This is a genomic window from Leptotrichia sp. oral taxon 847 (assembly GCF_001553645.1).
Classification (GTDB): Bacteria; Fusobacteriota; Fusobacteriia; order Fusobacteriales; family Leptotrichiaceae; genus Leptotrichia.
In genome coordinates this window covers 1,836,522-1,853,461 of the sequence record NZ_CP014231.1, presented here as the reverse complement: position 1 = coordinate 1,853,461, position 16,940 = coordinate 1,836,522, and the positions used below count along the sequence as shown (strand labels likewise).

The window sequence follows — 16,940 nt, the reverse complement described above, 5'->3', positions numbered from 1 at the left end:
TTAAAATATTGATATAGTTACACTTTCATTTTCTTCAACATCAAGAGTTTTTAATAATTGCTGATACATCCTAAGATAAGGATTATTTCCATTTGCTTCTTCGACAACAATATTTGAAATTTGGACTTTCGTAAAATCAAAATCATTTAACGAAGTTAATAAATAACCGAACAAAAATATCTTGAGCAACTTCTCTCTTTCTGTACTATGTTTTTCTTCAGCAACTTTATAAAATTGCTCAACTATCTGTAAATCATAATCAGAAGTTTCAGGAATATACTTTTTTATCTCTTCCAAAAGTTCTTCAGACATTATTCTTCAACTCTTCTTTTTACAAGTTTACCTTCTTTTAAAACCTCAAACTCTGATTCTGACAATTCTATTTTATCGCCTGTTTCGTACCTAACATCATTGTATCTTAAAGGCGTTAAAGCTATCGCGGCAACAATAGCTTTCATATCATTCTTTTTGTCTTCTTTTGCCATCTGATTCACCTACCCTACCGTTGCTATAAACATGCTATCCATAATAGATGGATTTAGGGCTACTAAGTCCTCAATGACTACATTCACATTATTTACAACTCCAGCTGATTTTGATTCTGCTACAACCTCAACAGTCGAGAATGTTCCAGCAATATCAACTACTTCTCTATCTCCTAACATTCCGAACAATTCATCAGTTTTTGTTGGAGTAGGCCCATATTCCATTACCCCTAATTGACCATTTGGAATTAATGTTACTACATTATCAGGGAATACATTTCTCGTTGTTTTCCCAACTTTTATTTTTTCATTCCAAACTAATATAGTCATTCCAATTACTTCTTCAATTGTTGCTTTAACCAACGCTGGTGTAACTGTAACAATTGTATTTTTAAATAATGCCTTTACTGTATCGTGTTTTTTCAACAGATTAAAAGTAGCTTTTGACATCAAAGCAATTTCAACCGTTCCGCCGTCTTCTTCAGCAATTTCTTTCCATCTCTCTAAATCTTCAAGCGGTTTAGCAGTCGCTGTACTCCAAATATTAGTCCCAGCCAACGTTTCTTTATATTTGTCAGCTAATTTATAATTAATCGTTTGACCGCCACCATTTTCATTTGGAAATGTAACTTTTGCTGTTGATAAAAATTGAGCTGCTGCATAAGATGCGATTGCTCGAGGACTTGCCAAAAATCCTTTTGCTCCTGCAAACTTATCAAAAATTTGTTTTGAATAATTATCAATTACCGTTTGATTCCCAGTGTTTAAAATTTCCAACAACTCTTTTCTACGCTTTTCATCTAATGTCATGGCTTCTCTGAAAAATTGTTTATCCCCTTTAGTTACTGTTTTCAAATCCCAATCTCTAAACATTACATCTGCATCTAGCTGACTGCTTTGCAATACTTCAACTGTTCCACCATCTAAACTCCCAAAAACATTTACATCAAAATTATTTGAGAACCCAGCTGGAAACATTGCTTCTACTAAAGTAGTGCCCTTCACTCCTGCATAATACTTATTTAAACTTTTCGCATTTAATAAATCCGTTAAACTTATTGCCATTTCAACCTCCTATTTTCTATCCTTATAAATATAAGTCACACCTTCTGGTAATTCCGCTTTTGTTATTGTGACTGGTGCAGTGTATTCTTTCCCTACCTCGATTAATTTATCCAAATAAGCCACACCTTCGATTGCAACTGTCGCTTGTTCATTGTCGTTGTAGTATTTAAATTCAACATCATGGACTAACACACCATCGGCTCTAGTACCAGTTCCACTCGGTATTACAAAGGCCCCTGTTTCTCTTAAATCTTCACCATTTTTTGCTTTAACCAAAGCTCCAGCTAACAAATATTCTTTGTTTGTATTTTTATCTTTGTAAATATAGTTAGCAAAATCAGATTTTAATATTTTAATTTGCACATTTAACTTTTCCTTGTGCATCACCGTTCTTTTTAACATCCCAACCTCCTAAAATTTTGTAAGATCTGTTTCGTTATTTTTATTTTTTTCAATCATTCTATCAACAAAATCTTTTTCGTTTTTTTTCTTATCTTTTGAATTAAAACCTCCGTTTGTTATAGAGTTCTTTTTCAAAAATTCTGTTGTAAACTCTTTTTCTTTTGCTGCTACATCTTTAACAGCTGTTTCTAATTTCTCAAGCGTCATATCTGGTGTAATTTGTACTAAATCAGCAAACTGTGGACTAATTTTCAATTGTGCAACTAACTCACCTTTTTTAGTTCTCAATACTGTTAAATTCAATTGTTTTTTAGCTTCAGCGAGTTCTTGTTCTAATTTTTCTTTTTCCATTTTTGCTAGTTCCTCAGCACTTTTCCCATTTTTTTGATAATCTTCAATTTGCTTGTTTGCATGACCTAATTGTGATTTTAAAGAATTAATTTCTTTATTAGTATCATTTGTTATCTTTTCAATTTGGGTCTTTAAGTTTTCTATTGTTTCATTAGCTTCACCATTTGATTGTGTCCCATTATTTTCACCAGTATTACCTGCTCCTACACCACCTGTTGTTTCTGTTGTAGTGTCATAATTTAATTTCATTCTTTTTAACAAATCCTGTCCTAAAAACATTTTTCACTCCTTTAGATTATTTGTTCTAACTCATAAATGATTTAGAATATTGATACTCTATAAAATTTTTGAGATTTGACATCAAATAACTCATAAATGATTTATAATACTTCAACTCTCAAGAATTTTGATTTATGTCATTAATTTCCTCTTGCGAATCAGGGAAATAAACAGTAGCCCAGCATCTACAACCCGGCTCTTCTCCAGGGACTATTTCAACATTATCCCAGTTATAAATTTTTCCATCTCTTGCTTCGTGCGTTGGTCTAACTCTTTCATCTCCCATTGTATTCCATTCGAAATATTCACTTTCTCCAGCGATTATTTCTTTTAAAAAATCTTTATAGTAATTTCCAAGCATGTTTCTTGCTCTGAATTTTACATTATTTTTTAATATATCCTTTAAATTTGATTTTTGTTTATTATTTTCAACATAATTATTTAAATTATTCTGCCATTCTTTAATTTCTTTTATTTGTTTTTTTGCTAATTCTAAATGCTTTTCGATATCAATATTCTTTTTGTTTTTATACTCTTTTTCAAAATTCACACTATAATTAATAAATATCTTTAACAAATTTGAATAATTAACATTTATTTTTTTATCGTTAAAAATCGAAAAAGCTATCTTTTTTAAAAAAATAAATAATCTTTTTTCAACTCTATGATTCCATTCAAAATTTATCTTAATCATACAAACCACTCAAATCTTGTAAAGTGTCGTCCGTTATTTTATTTATTAAATCTTTAAGTTTATACTCCTCATCAACATCTTTTGCTTTGTTTATTACATCAAGAGCTAATGATAAAGTTGTTAATTTGGCACTCTTTTCGTTTTCTAAAAAAGTATCAAAATATGTGTAACTTGTTTCAGTTAATTCCTCAGAACTTCCTGATAATTCCAACGCTATTTTGTCTAATTCCAGCAAACTTTTTATAAAATCTTCTCTAAAACTCGCGACTTTAGTCTTAAGCCCATTGTTTTTTAACAAATAAGTTTCTTCGCTAACATTTTGTGTTGTCGTATCTACCAAAAGATACTCTGGAAACAAATTAGATAATCTCTTTTCTAACCTCGCTATATCATTTTGCATTTCACTAATAAGTGGATTTGTCAACTCGATATATTTAAAATTAGCCTGTAAATCTTTTGTATTATAAGTGTTAATGATTCTCTTTCTCTTGTATCTTGCTTCTTCTAAGAGTTGTGCATTTTTCTTAATTTTAGAATTACTTGTATTTACGTCTGCAAATTGCTTAATGTTATCTGCATGCAGTAACGGATCACCATGTATTCCAAAGATTTTCCCAATATAACATTCTGTTTCATTGATTTTATCTATAATGTTCAAGGCTTCGATAATATTGCTATCATTCTTGAATCTCGAAACAGGTATCTTTTCTAAAATAAAAGGTGTTTCAATAACATCCCCTTCTATTTTCTCAACCCTTTTAACAGTTCCATTATCGAGTTTTATATACTCTCTTGAATATTCCCTGCTTTGTTCTTCGCCATTTTCGTCGTAGTAAATTTGTTCTCCTTCGACCTTAAACCTTTTTATCTCCCCGAACACTTCAACGTATTCGATGTCATCTACACTATGCAAAAGATACCTAATCTGCTCATCAGGTGTTAATATAACCTCAACGAATACTTCTTCATTTAAGTACATCTCTTTAGCTATCTTTTTACTAAATGTTGTCATTTGATTAATTTCCCAAATTTCTTTCAATTTATCGTTATCTATGTCTAAATCTTTTAAAGCTGTATTTGAAAGGGCCTTAACAATATCTCTAATCGGATTAAAAATTTCAACCGTTCCTTCAAACAATCCCGGCATATTCTTACCCAAATTGGATTTACTATATTGTTCTCTGTCATAATAAGTTTTTACTCTCGTTCTTTCTTCTTTATTCATTAGCCCTCCTTTCTAATATAAATAAGCAATTCCGCCTTCATCTTTTTTCAAGCTATACAAAATATATCTTATCGCATCCATTACATCGTCATTTTCTTTAAGCGGTTCATCATTTTTACCCCAAACATACGAGTATATCTCACTCTCAAACTTTCCTTTGAAGGCTTTCTTTGTAATTTTTAGCTTATTCCTTTTATACATAGCCCCAACTAAATCAATACCTTCTTTTACATCTTTTTTAGCATTTTCTGCATTTATTCCAAAATCCAAAAGTCCTTGTACGTATTCAGCTCTAGCACTATCACAAAATACTCTTGAGGCCCTATATTCTTTATATTTCTGTAAAATTAGCATTTTCCAATAATCAAAATATTTATGTTGCTTTGCTATTACTTCGACAATATAATAATTATCTTCAAAATCCACTCCAATAACTACCAATGTTCCATAATGCTCAAATCCCCAGTCAACTCCGATGTAATACTCTTTTATTTCGATATTTTCTATATTATTAATCACATTTTCTTTTTCAGAAAAATCAGCAAACACAACACCTTCCTGTGCAACCCACAATCCTAAAACATCTCTATCGTAAGTTGCTCCTCGTGGAGTTGTCTTTTTGATAGAATCCACATATTCCTTATTGAGAAAAATGTTATCGTCTAATTTGAAATTGCTAACTAGAATATTTAATTTGCCATTTTCCAATCTATCTCCAGCGTTGTCGATATAATCCTTTTTAACAAAATGCGCTGGATTATCAGGATTGGTATCAATAAATATCTTTGCACCTTCCCCTGAAGTCCTTGAAAATGCTTCAGTAATAAAAGTTTGATGTAATGCTGTTGCCTCATTTATATAAGTCCCGTGAGAAGTCATCCCTCTCATCTTCTTCCAACTGTCTGCCTTTTCTCCACCGAATAAATAAATATTGTTTCCAAATAATTTAAAACTTCCATCTTTTTTTGGCTTAAATTGTTTTCCCAACATAACTTCCCAGTCATTTAAAACGTTCCGCCAAATACTTCCGCTTGTTGCTCCAATTATGATAAAATTAAAATTTTGATTAGCTAATGTTGCTATATGTGATAACATCAGGAAATTATTTAAAAATGTTTTTCCACTTCTTTTTGCTCCTGTTAAAATTGTTATTCTCGGCTGTTCTTTATTAAATATTTCTAGCACTTCATATTGCTTTGGAGTTAAATTATTCATTATTTTCCACCTTTTTAGTTATGTTTCTTAGCAGCTGAATTACTTCTTTTTCTTTTTCTGAATCCTTATCATCATCTTTTTTGATTTTAGCTTTTTCGATTTCTAATTTTTCTTTTTGTAACGCTTCCTCGGCAAGCTGTTTATCAATCTCAAGCACTTCGTAAGCAGTCAACATCTTACCAGTCCGCATTAAATCATTTCCCATTTTTTTTATAGCAATATATGCTTTATCAATTACTTGAAGTCTTTTTACATCTAGCGAATCATCTTTTGAAATTTCCTTAGCCATTCTTATTACCAAGTTACGTTTTGAAATTTCAATATTTTTCAGCATATCGCTCATATCCGCATAAACTTTCTCAATTATTTCATCCAATTGTTTTTCTGTCTTTTCTAAGCGAAGTTGTCTTATACTTTTTTCTTTTCTTGAATATGTTCGTTCGCTTATGCCATTTTTCGCCATCACTTCTTCTCTTGGGACATCGTTGAGAATATCCTTTTTTATTTGAATATCACGTTTACTTGAACGTTCAGCGTTCGTTCGTTTTTTGCTGTGAACGTTCGCTTTATTTTTTTTTAAATATTCACTTTTCCAACGCCTTACAGTTCCTCCGGGAACACCATATTTATCAGCCAGTTTCTTCAAAGTCCCTTTTGCAGCATTTTCTCCTCCAAGTTCTTCCCATTCGTTCAGTAGCAATTTTTTAGTCATATTTATTCCCTTAATTGTGGAAAATTATCATATATTAACTCAACGATTTCTTTTTTGCTTACATTCGGAGTTGACACTGCAACTTTAGATCTGTTCTTTAAATATTTTCCCAAGGCTGGTTTTAAATTAACTTTTTTCTTTAAGATTATTTTTATTTCTTTTGCACGAACTCTTTTATCTGTACTTTTCAACAATCTTATTGTTCCAAATGCTATGAATCTGAAATCAGACTTTATATTTAACCAATGCAATTCCTGCTGTTTTGTAGTGCTCTTAGTTTTTGAAAATGTTAAAATTTCAACATCTTTGATATTTTTTTCTTTTAACTTACCTTTTCTTTTGCGATAAATATTGAAACAGCATCTTAACTTAACTCCGCTGTATTTGACTGCTGGCAACATATATGATTTATACAGTTCTATATTTTCAAACTTATCTTTCTTATACATATCGCCTGGAAGTACGAATGCTACATAGTCAGAGTGTTCCATACTTTTCTTTATAAACTCTGTATGTAAATTTCCACTGCTTCCAAAAGGTGGATTCCCAATTACAAGGCTGTTTTTCGTATACGGAATATTCTGTTTAAGATAATCGCCTTTTATGATATTTTCACTTTGTGGCTCTATATCATACCCAATCGCACTATTAGGAAGTCTTTTAAGAAATGCTCCAGCACCTGCACTTGGCTCTATAATCCTTGAGAATTCCTTTATAGACATCACATCTTTTTCCAAAACTTTAATAACTTTTTGCACAACCGAATCAGGAGTATAGTATTTGTCATTATGTATCTTCGCCATCCATTACCTCCTTGAATTCGCTCTTTAATGCTATATGCTGACAGCAGAGACAAATTAATTTAGTACGTTTGACTTCCGTATCATCTGTATCTTCATCTTCAATTTCTAGCTCTTCCATTTCCTCTTGCAAAATCTCATCAAGTTCAGACTGTTCAAAACCAAGCATACTTAAATCAAAATCATTTACTTCCAACTTATTCAATTCGTACTGCAACTTTTCAATATCAAATTCAGTGTTCATTGTAAGTTTATTATGCGCTATAGCATAAGCTGCTTTTTGCTCCTCCGTTAAATGATTTAATCTAATTATTTCTATTTTTGTATAACCTAATTCTTTTAAAGCCAAATATCTTCCGTGTCCTTCGATTATTATGCCTTTTTCATCAATTGCAATCAGATCATTGAATCCAAATTCTTGAATACTGTTTTTAATCTGTTCAATTTGCCATTCTGGATGTTCTTTTGCATTTCCAGAATATTCTATTATTTCGTTAATATTTATTTTCTCAATCTTCATCTTGCCCCCCTTTCTTTGATTCTTAGACAAAAAAAGAGCCACCAAACAAATAGACTATTTCTAATCTATCTATTCAGTGGCTCACTCATCTGAGGTTTATTTGCCCCTATGATATTTTTTTGTTTTATATTCTTTATCTTTTATTTCACCTTTTTTTATGTACAAAGTAATTTTGATATTATCCTCAAAAGTTTTTGCTGTTTTTAGATCTTGCAACAAATACAAAACTTCTTTGTCCTTTAAAAGTTCGTTAATATCTTCTTGTGTAAGTTCTTTTCTTTCGTTCAACTTTACCTCCTTATTATACCTTATTTTATCAATATTTTCAAGTCTTTTATAAATAACTTTCTTCTAAAAACTCTAAATATTCTCGAAGAACTTCTTTCAATTTATCCTCATATTCTTCGTGTTCCATATCCAAAAACGTGTTCTTTTTATCAGATTCATATAACATTTCTTTAATCCTAGCAATTTCTGATTTTTTCGTTGCTTCAATTGTTATCATAGTTGCTCTTATATGTTCTTCTTTGTTTATTTTTTCTTCAATTTTTTCTAATTTTCTCTTCGCTGATTTTCTTAATCTTTTTAGTTTTTTAAACTCATATTCATCCATTTTTTTATAATAAATTTTCATATTACCTCCGTTGTTTTTTTATACTCTAATCGCAAAAAACTTTATAATCCAAATCAATCCATAAATCATGGATAGATTTACAATCATAGCAATTAAAAGCACTATCAAATTGCTTATGTTGAATTTAAATGTTCTTACTTTATCTTTAAATACGATAACTAATCCATAGATGTATCTTACCAGCATTAAAGTAGCTGTTGCTGTGATTAAAGTGTTTATGATTCTTATTATTATTTCCATTATTCCACCTCCTTAATAATCCCCCTATAATACCCATCTTTAAGCCTTTTTCTAAATAATTTAAAATGATTTTTATAAACTGGTAATAAATCATAAACTAATTGGGGATTCAGATAAACGCCTTCTATATGATACTCCTCTTCAAATTCTTTTAAACTTTTTGAATGTTTTTCAAAATGATGATAGCTGCACAAAGGTAAAAACCTACCGTGTAATCCGTCATCATTTTCATAAGTTCCGACAGTATTTGCTACAGTATCGTAATGATCCAGCTGTATTTCGTTGTACTCATTATGCTCTTTTCCGCAGATACAGCAAACTCTTTTTCTCAAGCAGGCAATCACATATCTTTGTGTTATATTGTCAATTTCCAGTATATGTTTATATCTTTTATCGTGTTTTCCAAGTATATATAAATTTATTTCATTTTCTAGAGCCTGTTCTATTATAAACGCTATAAAATCGCTTGCCGTTTCTATATCACAACTTGCTGTCGAAAACTTTTCTAAATCTTTACTTAATGCAAATTGTTCTTTTTGATATTCTTTCATATCCTGCATTGTCCATCCAAGCTCATCTGCAAACTGTTTTAAAAGCACATGAATTAATCCGTTTTGTGCTTTTGTAAGTTTTTTGATCGGAATAACTCTAATTTTGAGTTTTTTTAAATGCTCTTCAAGACGTTCTTTCAGACCAGGATAAATTTTTTCAACAGCTATTGTTACCACTAACTCATCTTTTAAAATTTGAGCGTCTGCCATTTTTTAATCCTTTCCTTCTTATGAATTTTATATTTTCAAAATATTTCGGATTATACTGACAAAAAAATATTTCACTTTCTGATAAATGTTCACCTTCTCTTAATTTCCTTTTTACAAAACTTATTTTCTTTCTCGTAATTTTATTTATTTTATTTTCCATTTTCCCTCCATTTTAAAACTTTAAAATATAATTTTAGTGTTTTTTCACACTTATGATACATTTTTATCGTTCTTATTATATAAATTTTACTATTTTTATATTTTATTTGCTGTTTGCATAAAAAAATCACAGCTAAATTAATAACTGTGACTTCAATTTACTTCAATTTTGATTTTATTTGATTTATAAGAATATGGATATCCTCTCCTTTTCTATTTAAATCTTTTAATTCTTTATAAAATATTTCTTTTTCTTCGGATGTTGCATAGTAATAAAACTCTATTAATCCTGTCTTTATTCCATTTGGATATTTTTCTAAAATTTCTTTTATTTTGGGACTGTAATAACTCTCTAATACAATATCTTTTTTTTCTTTATCCCTTGATTTATGCAATATCCATTTCTTGCTTTCTCTTTCACCATATTCATTTTTATATTTTTCAAAAAATTTTCTTCCTTCATCATCATTATCAAAAATTACAGTATAATTATCTGTTATTCCACTAAATAAACCTATTAAAATACTAAGATTTGTAACTCCTACACCAGGAATAATCTTTATATTGGTATCCAGCAATTCAATTTCTTTTAGCATCTCTAGAAATATTTTATCTGTCATCCCTTCTGTTATTATAATTTTTTCATTAAAATGTAATAATGGAAAATTATCTATTTTTAAAGCATTTATTATCGGTGTCATTTCTCCTAAATTTTTATTGTCTTCAATTTTAGTGATTCTTTCTAATATCACTTTTTCATTTTTTCTTTTTGCTATATGAACTTGATTTATTTTTATTACTTTTGGATTAACCATATTTTCTAAATGTGTTGTATAGAATATTTTGTTTTCTAACGATAATTCTTTCAATATTTTTACTAATTCTGACTGAAAAGTTGTATGTAAATATACTCCTGGCTCATCCAATAAAATTATACTCCCATAATTTTCATCACTTATATGTTTCCAATTATATTTCATTTTAATGAAAAAATTGAAAAACCACTGAAATCCTTTAGAACGCATATTTACTGGAAATACCACTGTTCTTGGTCTTCCGTTTTCTCTTTTTTCTCTCAAATCATTTATTAAAAATTGAAATTCTTTATCTCCGTATTTTAAATCAATTTCTATAGTTTTAAATTCTTCTTTTATTCTGTTTTCGTGCATTTTATCCCATAAATTGGCTAGATTTTCATTAAGTTCATATTTTATATCTTCCAGCATTGTCCCTTTATCTGATAAAGTGCTATTCAAAAAGTCATTTACATTCATTTTATTTCTAGAAAATATTTCCTTGATGTACAAATACCAATCATCGTTTTCTTTGATTCTATTTGGAATCGCATCTTTAAAATCATCAATATATACTATATGAGGTAAATATTTTAAAATTGATTCTCCTATTAATTGTTCTATTTCTTCTTTTGGTATATAAAATAAGAGCTCTTCGATTGAATAACCATTTACTGATATTGTTTCATTAAACTCCTTGATTTTTAATTGTGAAATTAAATATCTATTATTGTACATACCATTTTGAGTAATTGAAAATTCTCTTGCGATTTTTAAATTATTTTCTTTTATATTAAAAAATACATTTTCCATAAAATTCAATAATTTATCTCGAATAAAATTTAAATATTGATGCTTTTTAAATTCACTATTATCTTTGTATCGGCTGTTAGAAATAAAATAATCTTCTTTTTGCGTAATTATATATCCTATTGCGTTCTCTATCAAATCGTTTTTATTTATATTTTCTATTTCGGCTTCGATAATAGGATTTTGTTTATTTTCGAATTTATTTTTTATATAGTCATAATTTATAAACTCGCCACTATATTGCTTGTCATTAAAGCAATCAAATGCAAATATTGCTTGTAAGATAGAGCTCTTTCCCGTTTCATTTAAACCTATTATTGGAACCAAATTTTGATTATCCAATTCTATTGTTAGATCTTTAATCGCCTTATAATTTCTTATTCTAAATTTCTTATATTTCATTAATTACCTCCTGTTTCTGATAATATTTATTATACCTAAAAATCTAAAAATTTCAAAATTATTTATCACAGTTATTATTCAGTTGTCATTGTCCTTTTATTAATTTAATCAATCTCTTCCATATCAGTTCCTCAATTCCGCTTTTTCTATCCAGTTCTGTACATATGCCAATGCCTCGGTTAAGTCTTTTCTCTTAATATCACGATAACTTGCAACTCCAAACCTGTCCTTTAAATCTCTGTAAATTGCTGGAAACATTAAATTTCTGTCAGCATCTATCACATCTAGTCTTTGATAAACTCTTGTTGCTATTGTTTTCTGCAATTTTCTTTGTTCCGTATGGTCTATTCTTATCTCATTGTCAACTTTGTTTTCTACAACGTCAATTCTATGTTTAACACTCTTCATTTCATTTGCCTGCAATATGATCATATCTTCTATTGTCATTGGTTTTTGAAGTTGTTCAATCTTTTCAATAAGTCTAAATCTTGTTTCAGCATTATATCTTGCCCCAAGTTGCAGCACTCCTTTGTAATTCAAAAGAAACATCGGTTGACTTCTGTTAAAATTATCTATATAGGTGGTTGGCTGAAAAATTAGCCGACCTCTTTCCTCTCCTAATTTACTGATTTCATCTCTAATATCAGCTAAAATATTTTTATGTTCTTTTCCTACTATTTGTGCTACTTCCAAACTTGTCAATGTGTTTCTGCTTTCTATGTTCATTAATTCATTCATTAATATTCCTCCTAATTTTTTTTATGCACTTTAACTTGTGTATACATAAGTTATTAAAAAAAATTTTCCAGATTTGGTCTAAAATAATTTTTACCTTTCAATATTTTTCCATCTTCCCTGAAAATTGCTTTCCCATTTTCCAGTTTTGACATATTGCTTCTGTGGACTTCCTCGAATGCTCTTACAAAAATATCATTAAATTCATTTTTAAAGACTTTTTCAAAAATAAATTCGCTTTTATCATCACATCCAAAATAAATCATATTTGTAACAGCCTTAACATCGCCTTTACATTTTTCTAACAATGTCCCTATTAAGATATAACACATGTCGCATACTGCATCCAGCATTTCAACCTTGTTATTATTTTTTTCTGCCACCTCATATTCTTTTAATTCTTCTTCAAATAATTTTTCTCTTAACTTCATTCTCTCGTCAGTCATTTCTTTTTCCAAAAATTCCTGCTGCCCAAATGCAATATAAAATTCTTTTACTGATCCAACCAATTTGTTCCATTGTTCCATTATTCTTCCAGTTCCCTTCTTATTTTTTCCAAGTTAATTATATTTGTTATCACTATTTCTTCGTTTTCAAAACCAAAATTCGTTTTTATGCCTTCAATAAACATTTCGAGAACTTCGCTTTCCGAATAGTCCCCTTTTTTAATAAAAACCGTGCAATTTCCAGAATTTGTATCACCAAATCTATCTCCATATTTAAATGATACAAGATATAATATTTTATCCATTATTTAATTCCCTCCACTTCAATTTCTACTTTATTAAATCCACAGCCAACTAATTTTTTAACATTTAGTTCTTCAATCTGCGAATCATCTTCATAAATAATTTTAGTCATTGAATCCAAAATCGCCTTATTGTAGTTATCTATATCCCTTTTTCTCTTATCTTTGAAATAAAGCCTTATGCGGACTTTCAAACTGTTAGCCAAAGGTTTATACCTAAATTGCTTTTTAAGTTCGCCACAAGCTAAATTTTCAAAGATTTTGCCCCTTTTGGACTTGTATCTTCCACTCGGTTTATTTATCCATAAAGAATTTACAGATGGCGGCATTGTGGATAATTCCAGCTTAATCACTGTAAATCACCTCATGTACTTTCAAAATTTTTAAAGGCTCTTCTATTCTCCAGGGGCATTTAATATCAGCAATTAAAGTTGTGCCCTTGCCGAACTTGTAATACCCTTCCTGCACATCGTTCCAGAATCTGTCATCTGCAATCTCTGTGTTTCCATACAAGTCCTCATTGTGATACAATTTCCAACCTTTTTTATTTTCAAAATCTATCACTATTACTTTCGCTTTTACATTTTCTTTTAGCATTTATTCCTCCATGTCTCATTTTTTTTAATTCATTTCTCAAATGCTCAACAAAAAAATCAATTTCAAAATTCGTTATATTTACAACTTTTTCTTCGACTTTTTTCGCCGTTTCAGAACTGATTTGCTTCATCAATTTCAATCGTTCTTTTGTCATTTCTATTTATCCTCCTATCAGCATTTTTTCTCTAAGTTCACTAAAATCAACTGCTCTAACTTCATTTTGTGGCTTATATTCTAGTTTAACAAATTTAAGATTTTTAGTATTTTTTACACCAACACTTGCATAAGTAACGAGCTTTGGTTGTGTTTGCCCAATAATTTTGTATGTACCTGTGTAATAATTTTTTGTTTTGTATGGATTTTCTAAAAAATCCTTGTAAATTCCGTCAAACTGAAAATTTAAAAAATTATCAAATTCAACTTTGTCCATTGTGCAAATTCTACGCCAACCAAGGAAATCAATTACAGCGTGAAGACCTTTGTCCTCAAAAGCCACCATTCCTGAACTGCCGACTTTTCTAACCCCTTCAATCAACATTTTTTTTGCTAAAATCACTTGATGTTCGATGTTAGCAGTTTTTTTAGCAACTTCTAAAATTTCAGCTGGTTGTGGTATAAATCCGCTTTTTCTCGTTTTTAAGATTTTAACAACTGCTTCTGCAAATTCTTTTTTAGTCAACTCATTTGCAATTGTCAAAAAATAAATAGTTGCGACACTTTCCTTGTCTTTTGTGTTTGGATAAGCTGCTAAAAGCAGTTTAAATACTTCGTTAAATTCTTGATTATTCATTTCCCGTCAATCCTCCTAATAAATTTGCAATGCTTTCGTTAGTTACTCCAACAAAGTCTTTTTCTTGATAATTTTTGGATTTTTTTTCTTTTTCAGAATTATTAATACCTGCTTTATCGTCATAATTTCCTTCAAGCACTTTTAAAAAATTCGATTTGTTAGTAAACCAGTCGAATGATATTTGCCACCCTGTTTTATTGTTTCCTTGCAAGAAATTAGATGTACGGATTTTTCCCATAGCCCGTAACATTTCTTCCAGCGAATACTCTTTTAGCAAATTGTTAATAGCTCTCTTTCGCTTGTCAGTTATTTTTAATTGTTTACCTGATAAATCAAATTCGTAAGCAATTTTTATCCATTTGTTTTTTATTTTTTCGCACGATTGTGAAAATTCATTTTTCACATGTATATTATTATTTAATATATTAGTATTATTATAATTATATATAGTATTATTATTTGTCGGATTTTTTTCCGAGTTATTTTCTTGTTTTTCGGATTTTTTTCCGAATTTGCTCGGATTTTTTTCCGAGTTTTCTTCAAAAGACGGATTTTTTTCCGAGTTATTTTCTTTAAATTCATTCCAAGTTTTACCTTTTGCAGTAATTCTTATTAAATCCCTTTTACCTTGTTTAATATATTCAATAAGTCCTTTTTCTTGTAGTGCTTTCAAATTTCTGTAAACAGTATCAGACTTTTCAAAAAACATTGGCAGTTCATCTAATATCAAATTTCTTGATACAAAATAATATGTTTTATTCTCAATAATTTCTTCTTTTGCCCAAGCAGGTGCCTCGTAAAGCAAAGAAAATAAAATCCCTTGAGTAGCTTTTATTTGCCACTCCATGCATTTCGCATTGTTTAAATATGTTGAAAATCTCATCTCTTCCCTCTCCCTACATCTTGTGTTTTTTAACAATTTATGTTATAATTAACACAAAATATAGTATTTTATAAATTTTTGTTAGCGCTCTTCGGAGTGCTTTTTTTGCTTTATTCTTTTAATCTTTTAAACTCATTTTTTATCATTTTTTCTATTATATAAAACTCATCTTCAGTTACTCTTTCATCTTCAATTATCTTCAAAACTTTTAGACTTATATCATGTATTCTTTTTATATTTTTTTCTGGTTCAATATATAATCGTTGCACCATCGGATTCGACGGTTTGGAAGTTGTCGGCTTAGGATTTGTACCTCTTGTTTGCATTTCTAACCTCCTTATTTCATTTTTACCCCCTTTTGAGTTATAATAATATCACCAAATAAAATTAAATTCACAAGAAAGGAGGTGTTACTTAATGTCTTTAGATACAACTATTTTTAGAATATTAAAAGCCATTGATGTTGCTTACGAAGAAAATAATTTTAATTTTGATGAAACTCTAAACTTAAAAAAATTAGGCATTTCCGAAAGAAGACTAATTTTAATGTTAGAACAACTCAAAGAAAAAAATTATATAACAGGTATTTCAACAATAACTTCAATAAGCGGTCATATACATATCGGTATCAATAATCCTAGATTAACTTTAGAAGGTATGGATTTTTTAGAAAATAATACCGCTATGAAAAAAGCCTACAAAATGCTTAAAGAAGCCAAAGAATGGTTTCCTGGTATGTAATTTAAAATTTCCTAAAATAATGTTTCAATTCAATTCCCAGTGTTTCGGTTATTAATTCAACATCTATTTCCGTTATTTCTGGGAATTTTTTCTCTATAATTTCTCTAAATTCTTTTGTAAGTTTTCTTACTTTGTCAATTCTGTCATTATAATCATAAGAATTTATTTTCTCGTTCATCTCGTGCCTCCTAACTTTATTTTTAAATTTTCTTGCTTTCTTTTTTTTATCAGATTTATTATCCGAAAGATTGTTTGACTTAACAAAAATATTTTTATTTTATTTATTCAAAAAAGGTTACGATAAAACTTTCAAAAAGAACTCCAAATAAAACATAAAATATTAGAAAAGGCAGTATTTTATATATTACCTTTTTTATTTTGCTTTCGTATTTAAAATATACTGTAGCAACCGTTATATATCCGATGCCTATTAATATATTTTGAACATTCACTCCCTTTTTTATCACTTTAAATGCCTGATAAGCACATAACACGAATATAAAATTGCATTTGTCTATTCCGTATTTCATCTCACACCTCCTCTCTCAATATTTTTCTGTAATTTATTTTTAGTTACATTTAACTTCAAAAAAAAATGAGAAAGGTACATTTAAAGCAACTGCCCACTTTTCAAGAGTTTTAGTATTTATAGTTTTTCCGTTTTTTAATCTATTCAAAACAAAAGATAACGCTGACTTTGATATTCCAATTTTATTAGCTAACTCTCCTTTGCTTAAACCTTTTTGATTCCTTGCAAATTCTATATTTGCATAAACATTTTTATGATATTCGCTCATTGTCATTATTCTCACCTCCTATATATTGTAATTTATTTTTAGTTACAAGTCAAGTGTTTTTTTAAATTTTTACAAAAAGCAACAAAAAAGAAGCATTTCCC

General features: G+C 29.1%; 30 protein-coding genes. 1 reads left to right on the top strand and 29 read right to left on the bottom strand.

Going from position 1 to position 16,940, the window contains the following annotated elements; translation table 11 throughout:
* The 26 genes from AXF11_RS08740 to AXF11_RS08620 all read right to left on the bottom strand — a co-directional run bounded on the left by AXF11_RS08740 (position 1) and on the right by AXF11_RS08620 (position 15,627).
* Positions 1 to 312 (bottom strand): hypothetical protein, encoded by a 312-nt coding sequence (locus tag AXF11_RS08740; protein WP_068157227.1) that lies wholly within the window; start codon positions 310 to 312, stop codon positions 1 to 3.
* Positions 312 to 485, bottom strand: a complete 174-nt coding sequence (locus AXF11_RS10640; RefSeq protein WP_156440405.1) for a DUF7210 family protein — start codon at positions 483 to 485, stop codon at positions 312 to 314. The genes AXF11_RS08740 and AXF11_RS10640 overlap by 1 nt, the downstream gene beginning before the upstream one ends.
* 9 nt (positions 486 to 494) lie before the next feature.
* A complete protein-coding gene (locus AXF11_RS08735) occupies positions 495 to 1,550 on the bottom strand; it encodes a major capsid protein (protein ID WP_068157224.1) in 1,056 nt (351 codons plus the stop codon).
* Positions 1,551 to 1,559: 9 nt separating this feature from the next.
* The gene (locus tag AXF11_RS08730; RefSeq protein WP_068157221.1) at positions 1,560 to 1,952 is read right to left on the bottom strand and encodes a hypothetical protein; all 393 of its coding nucleotides are present in this window, start codon (positions 1,950 to 1,952) and stop codon (positions 1,560 to 1,562) included.
* 9 nt (positions 1,953 to 1,961) lie between these two features.
* Entirely contained in the window at positions 1,962 to 2,582 is a 621-nt protein-coding gene (locus tag AXF11_RS08725) for a hypothetical protein (protein WP_068157218.1), read from the bottom strand.
* Positions 2,583 to 2,700: 118 nt separating this feature from the next.
* Complete coding sequence (locus tag AXF11_RS08720) at positions 2,701 to 3,276, bottom strand: minor capsid protein (protein WP_068157215.1); 576 nt, start codon at positions 3,274 to 3,276, stop codon at positions 2,701 to 2,703.
* Positions 3,269 to 4,501, bottom strand: coding sequence for a hypothetical protein (locus AXF11_RS08715; protein ID WP_068157212.1), 1,233 nt, complete (start codon positions 4,499 to 4,501; stop codon positions 3,269 to 3,271). The genes AXF11_RS08720 and AXF11_RS08715 overlap by 8 nt, the downstream gene beginning before the upstream one ends.
* Before the next feature lie 12 nt (positions 4,502 to 4,513).
* Positions 4,514 to 5,716: a PBSX family phage terminase large subunit gene (locus tag AXF11_RS08710; RefSeq protein WP_068157209.1), complete on the bottom strand. Its 1,203-nt coding sequence runs from the start codon at positions 5,714 to 5,716 to the stop codon at positions 4,514 to 4,516.
* Positions 5,709 to 6,428, bottom strand: a complete 720-nt coding sequence (locus AXF11_RS08705) for a hypothetical protein (RefSeq protein ID WP_068157206.1) — start codon at positions 6,426 to 6,428, stop codon at positions 5,709 to 5,711. The genes AXF11_RS08710 and AXF11_RS08705 overlap by 8 nt, the downstream gene beginning before the upstream one ends.
* 2 nt (positions 6,429 to 6,430) lie before the next feature.
* Positions 6,431 to 7,231, bottom strand: a complete 801-nt coding sequence (locus AXF11_RS08700; RefSeq protein ID WP_068157203.1) for an SAM-dependent methyltransferase — start codon at positions 7,229 to 7,231, stop codon at positions 6,431 to 6,433.
* Complete coding sequence (locus AXF11_RS08695; RefSeq protein ID WP_068157199.1) at positions 7,215 to 7,748, bottom strand: ParB/Srx family N-terminal domain-containing protein; 534 nt, start codon at positions 7,746 to 7,748, stop codon at positions 7,215 to 7,217. The genes AXF11_RS08700 and AXF11_RS08695 overlap by 17 nt, the downstream gene beginning before the upstream one ends.
* A gap of 96 nt (positions 7,749 to 7,844) precedes the next feature.
* Positions 7,845 to 8,036: a hypothetical protein gene (locus AXF11_RS08690; RefSeq protein WP_068157197.1), complete on the bottom strand. Its 192-nt coding sequence runs from the start codon at positions 8,034 to 8,036 to the stop codon at positions 7,845 to 7,847.
* Between the two features lie 46 nt (positions 8,037 to 8,082).
* The gene (locus tag AXF11_RS08685; protein ID WP_068157194.1) at positions 8,083 to 8,382 is read right to left on the bottom strand and encodes a hypothetical protein; all 300 of its coding nucleotides are present in this window, start codon (positions 8,380 to 8,382) and stop codon (positions 8,083 to 8,085) included.
* A gap of 18 nt (positions 8,383 to 8,400) precedes the next feature.
* The gene (locus AXF11_RS08680) at positions 8,401 to 8,622 is read right to left on the bottom strand and encodes a hypothetical protein (RefSeq protein WP_068157191.1); all 222 of its coding nucleotides are present in this window, start codon (positions 8,620 to 8,622) and stop codon (positions 8,401 to 8,403) included.
* Positions 8,622 to 9,383 (bottom strand): putative HNHc nuclease, encoded by a 762-nt coding sequence (locus tag AXF11_RS08675; protein ID WP_068154629.1) that lies wholly within the window; start codon positions 9,381 to 9,383, stop codon positions 8,622 to 8,624. The genes AXF11_RS08680 and AXF11_RS08675 overlap by 1 nt, the downstream gene beginning before the upstream one ends.
* Positions 9,355 to 9,543 (bottom strand): hypothetical protein, encoded by a 189-nt coding sequence (locus AXF11_RS08670; protein WP_068154628.1) that lies wholly within the window; start codon positions 9,541 to 9,543, stop codon positions 9,355 to 9,357. Before AXF11_RS08670 ends, AXF11_RS08675 begins: the two co-directional genes overlap by 29 nt.
* Before the next feature lie 157 nt (positions 9,544 to 9,700).
* Positions 9,701 to 11,548 carry an AAA family ATPase gene (locus tag AXF11_RS08665; RefSeq protein WP_068154626.1) on the bottom strand — a complete coding sequence of 616 codons (1,848 nt, stop codon included), beginning with the start codon at positions 11,546 to 11,548 and terminating at the stop codon, positions 9,701 to 9,703.
* 123 nt (positions 11,549 to 11,671) lie between these two features.
* Positions 11,672 to 12,286 carry a Rha family transcriptional regulator gene (locus AXF11_RS08660; protein WP_068154623.1) on the bottom strand — a complete coding sequence of 205 codons (615 nt, stop codon included), beginning with the start codon at positions 12,284 to 12,286 and terminating at the stop codon, positions 11,672 to 11,674.
* A gap of 53 nt (positions 12,287 to 12,339) precedes the next feature.
* Complete coding sequence (locus tag AXF11_RS08655) at positions 12,340 to 12,810, bottom strand: hypothetical protein (RefSeq protein ID WP_068154622.1); 471 nt, start codon at positions 12,808 to 12,810, stop codon at positions 12,340 to 12,342.
* Positions 12,810 to 13,034 (bottom strand): hypothetical protein, encoded by a 225-nt coding sequence (locus AXF11_RS08650; protein ID WP_068154619.1) that lies wholly within the window; start codon positions 13,032 to 13,034, stop codon positions 12,810 to 12,812. Before AXF11_RS08650 ends, AXF11_RS08655 begins: the two co-directional genes overlap by 1 nt.
* A complete protein-coding gene (locus tag AXF11_RS08645; protein WP_068154617.1) occupies positions 13,034 to 13,384 on the bottom strand; it encodes a RusA family crossover junction endodeoxyribonuclease in 351 nt (116 codons plus the stop codon). The genes AXF11_RS08650 and AXF11_RS08645 overlap by 1 nt, the downstream gene beginning before the upstream one ends.
* On the bottom strand, positions 13,377 to 13,628 hold the full coding sequence (locus AXF11_RS08640; protein WP_068154615.1) for a hypothetical protein: 252 nt from the start codon (positions 13,626 to 13,628) through the stop codon (positions 13,377 to 13,379). Before AXF11_RS08640 ends, AXF11_RS08645 begins: the two co-directional genes overlap by 8 nt.
* Positions 13,582 to 13,782, bottom strand: coding sequence for a hypothetical protein (locus AXF11_RS08635; RefSeq protein WP_068154613.1), 201 nt, complete (start codon positions 13,780 to 13,782; stop codon positions 13,582 to 13,584). The genes AXF11_RS08640 and AXF11_RS08635 overlap by 47 nt, the downstream gene beginning before the upstream one ends.
* 6 nt (positions 13,783 to 13,788) lie before the next feature.
* On the bottom strand, positions 13,789 to 14,418 hold the full coding sequence (locus AXF11_RS08630; protein ID WP_068157188.1) for a hypothetical protein: 630 nt from the start codon (positions 14,416 to 14,418) through the stop codon (positions 13,789 to 13,791).
* Positions 14,411 to 15,301 carry a hypothetical protein gene (locus tag AXF11_RS08625; protein ID WP_068157184.1) on the bottom strand — a complete coding sequence of 297 codons (891 nt, stop codon included), beginning with the start codon at positions 15,299 to 15,301 and terminating at the stop codon, positions 14,411 to 14,413. The genes AXF11_RS08630 and AXF11_RS08625 overlap by 8 nt, the downstream gene beginning before the upstream one ends.
* Positions 15,302 to 15,411: 110 nt before the next feature.
* Positions 15,412 to 15,627, bottom strand: coding sequence for a hypothetical protein (locus AXF11_RS08620; protein WP_068157181.1), 216 nt, complete (start codon positions 15,625 to 15,627; stop codon positions 15,412 to 15,414).
* Between the two features lie 91 nt (positions 15,628 to 15,718).
* Between AXF11_RS08620 and AXF11_RS08615 the strand changes: the two genes are divergently transcribed.
* Positions 15,719 to 16,042, top strand: coding sequence for a YjcQ family protein (locus tag AXF11_RS08615; protein ID WP_068157178.1), 324 nt, complete (start codon positions 15,719 to 15,721; stop codon positions 16,040 to 16,042).
* 1 nt (position 16,043) lies between these two features.
* Here AXF11_RS08615 and AXF11_RS10635 read toward each other — a convergent pair whose 3' ends face one another.
* The 3 genes from AXF11_RS10635 to AXF11_RS08605 all read right to left on the bottom strand — a co-directional run bounded on the left by AXF11_RS10635 (position 16,044) and on the right by AXF11_RS08605 (position 16,845).
* A complete protein-coding gene (locus AXF11_RS10635; RefSeq protein ID WP_156440367.1) occupies positions 16,044 to 16,220 on the bottom strand; it encodes a hypothetical protein in 177 nt (58 codons plus the stop codon).
* A gap of 103 nt (positions 16,221 to 16,323) precedes the next feature.
* Positions 16,324 to 16,572, bottom strand: a complete 249-nt coding sequence (locus AXF11_RS08610; protein ID WP_068157175.1) for a hypothetical protein — start codon at positions 16,570 to 16,572, stop codon at positions 16,324 to 16,326.
* A 39-nt stretch (positions 16,573 to 16,611) separates the two neighbouring features.
* The gene (locus tag AXF11_RS08605) at positions 16,612 to 16,845 is read right to left on the bottom strand and encodes a helix-turn-helix domain-containing protein (RefSeq protein WP_068157173.1); all 234 of its coding nucleotides are present in this window, start codon (positions 16,843 to 16,845) and stop codon (positions 16,612 to 16,614) included.
* Positions 16,846 to 16,940: the final 95 nt, after the last annotated feature.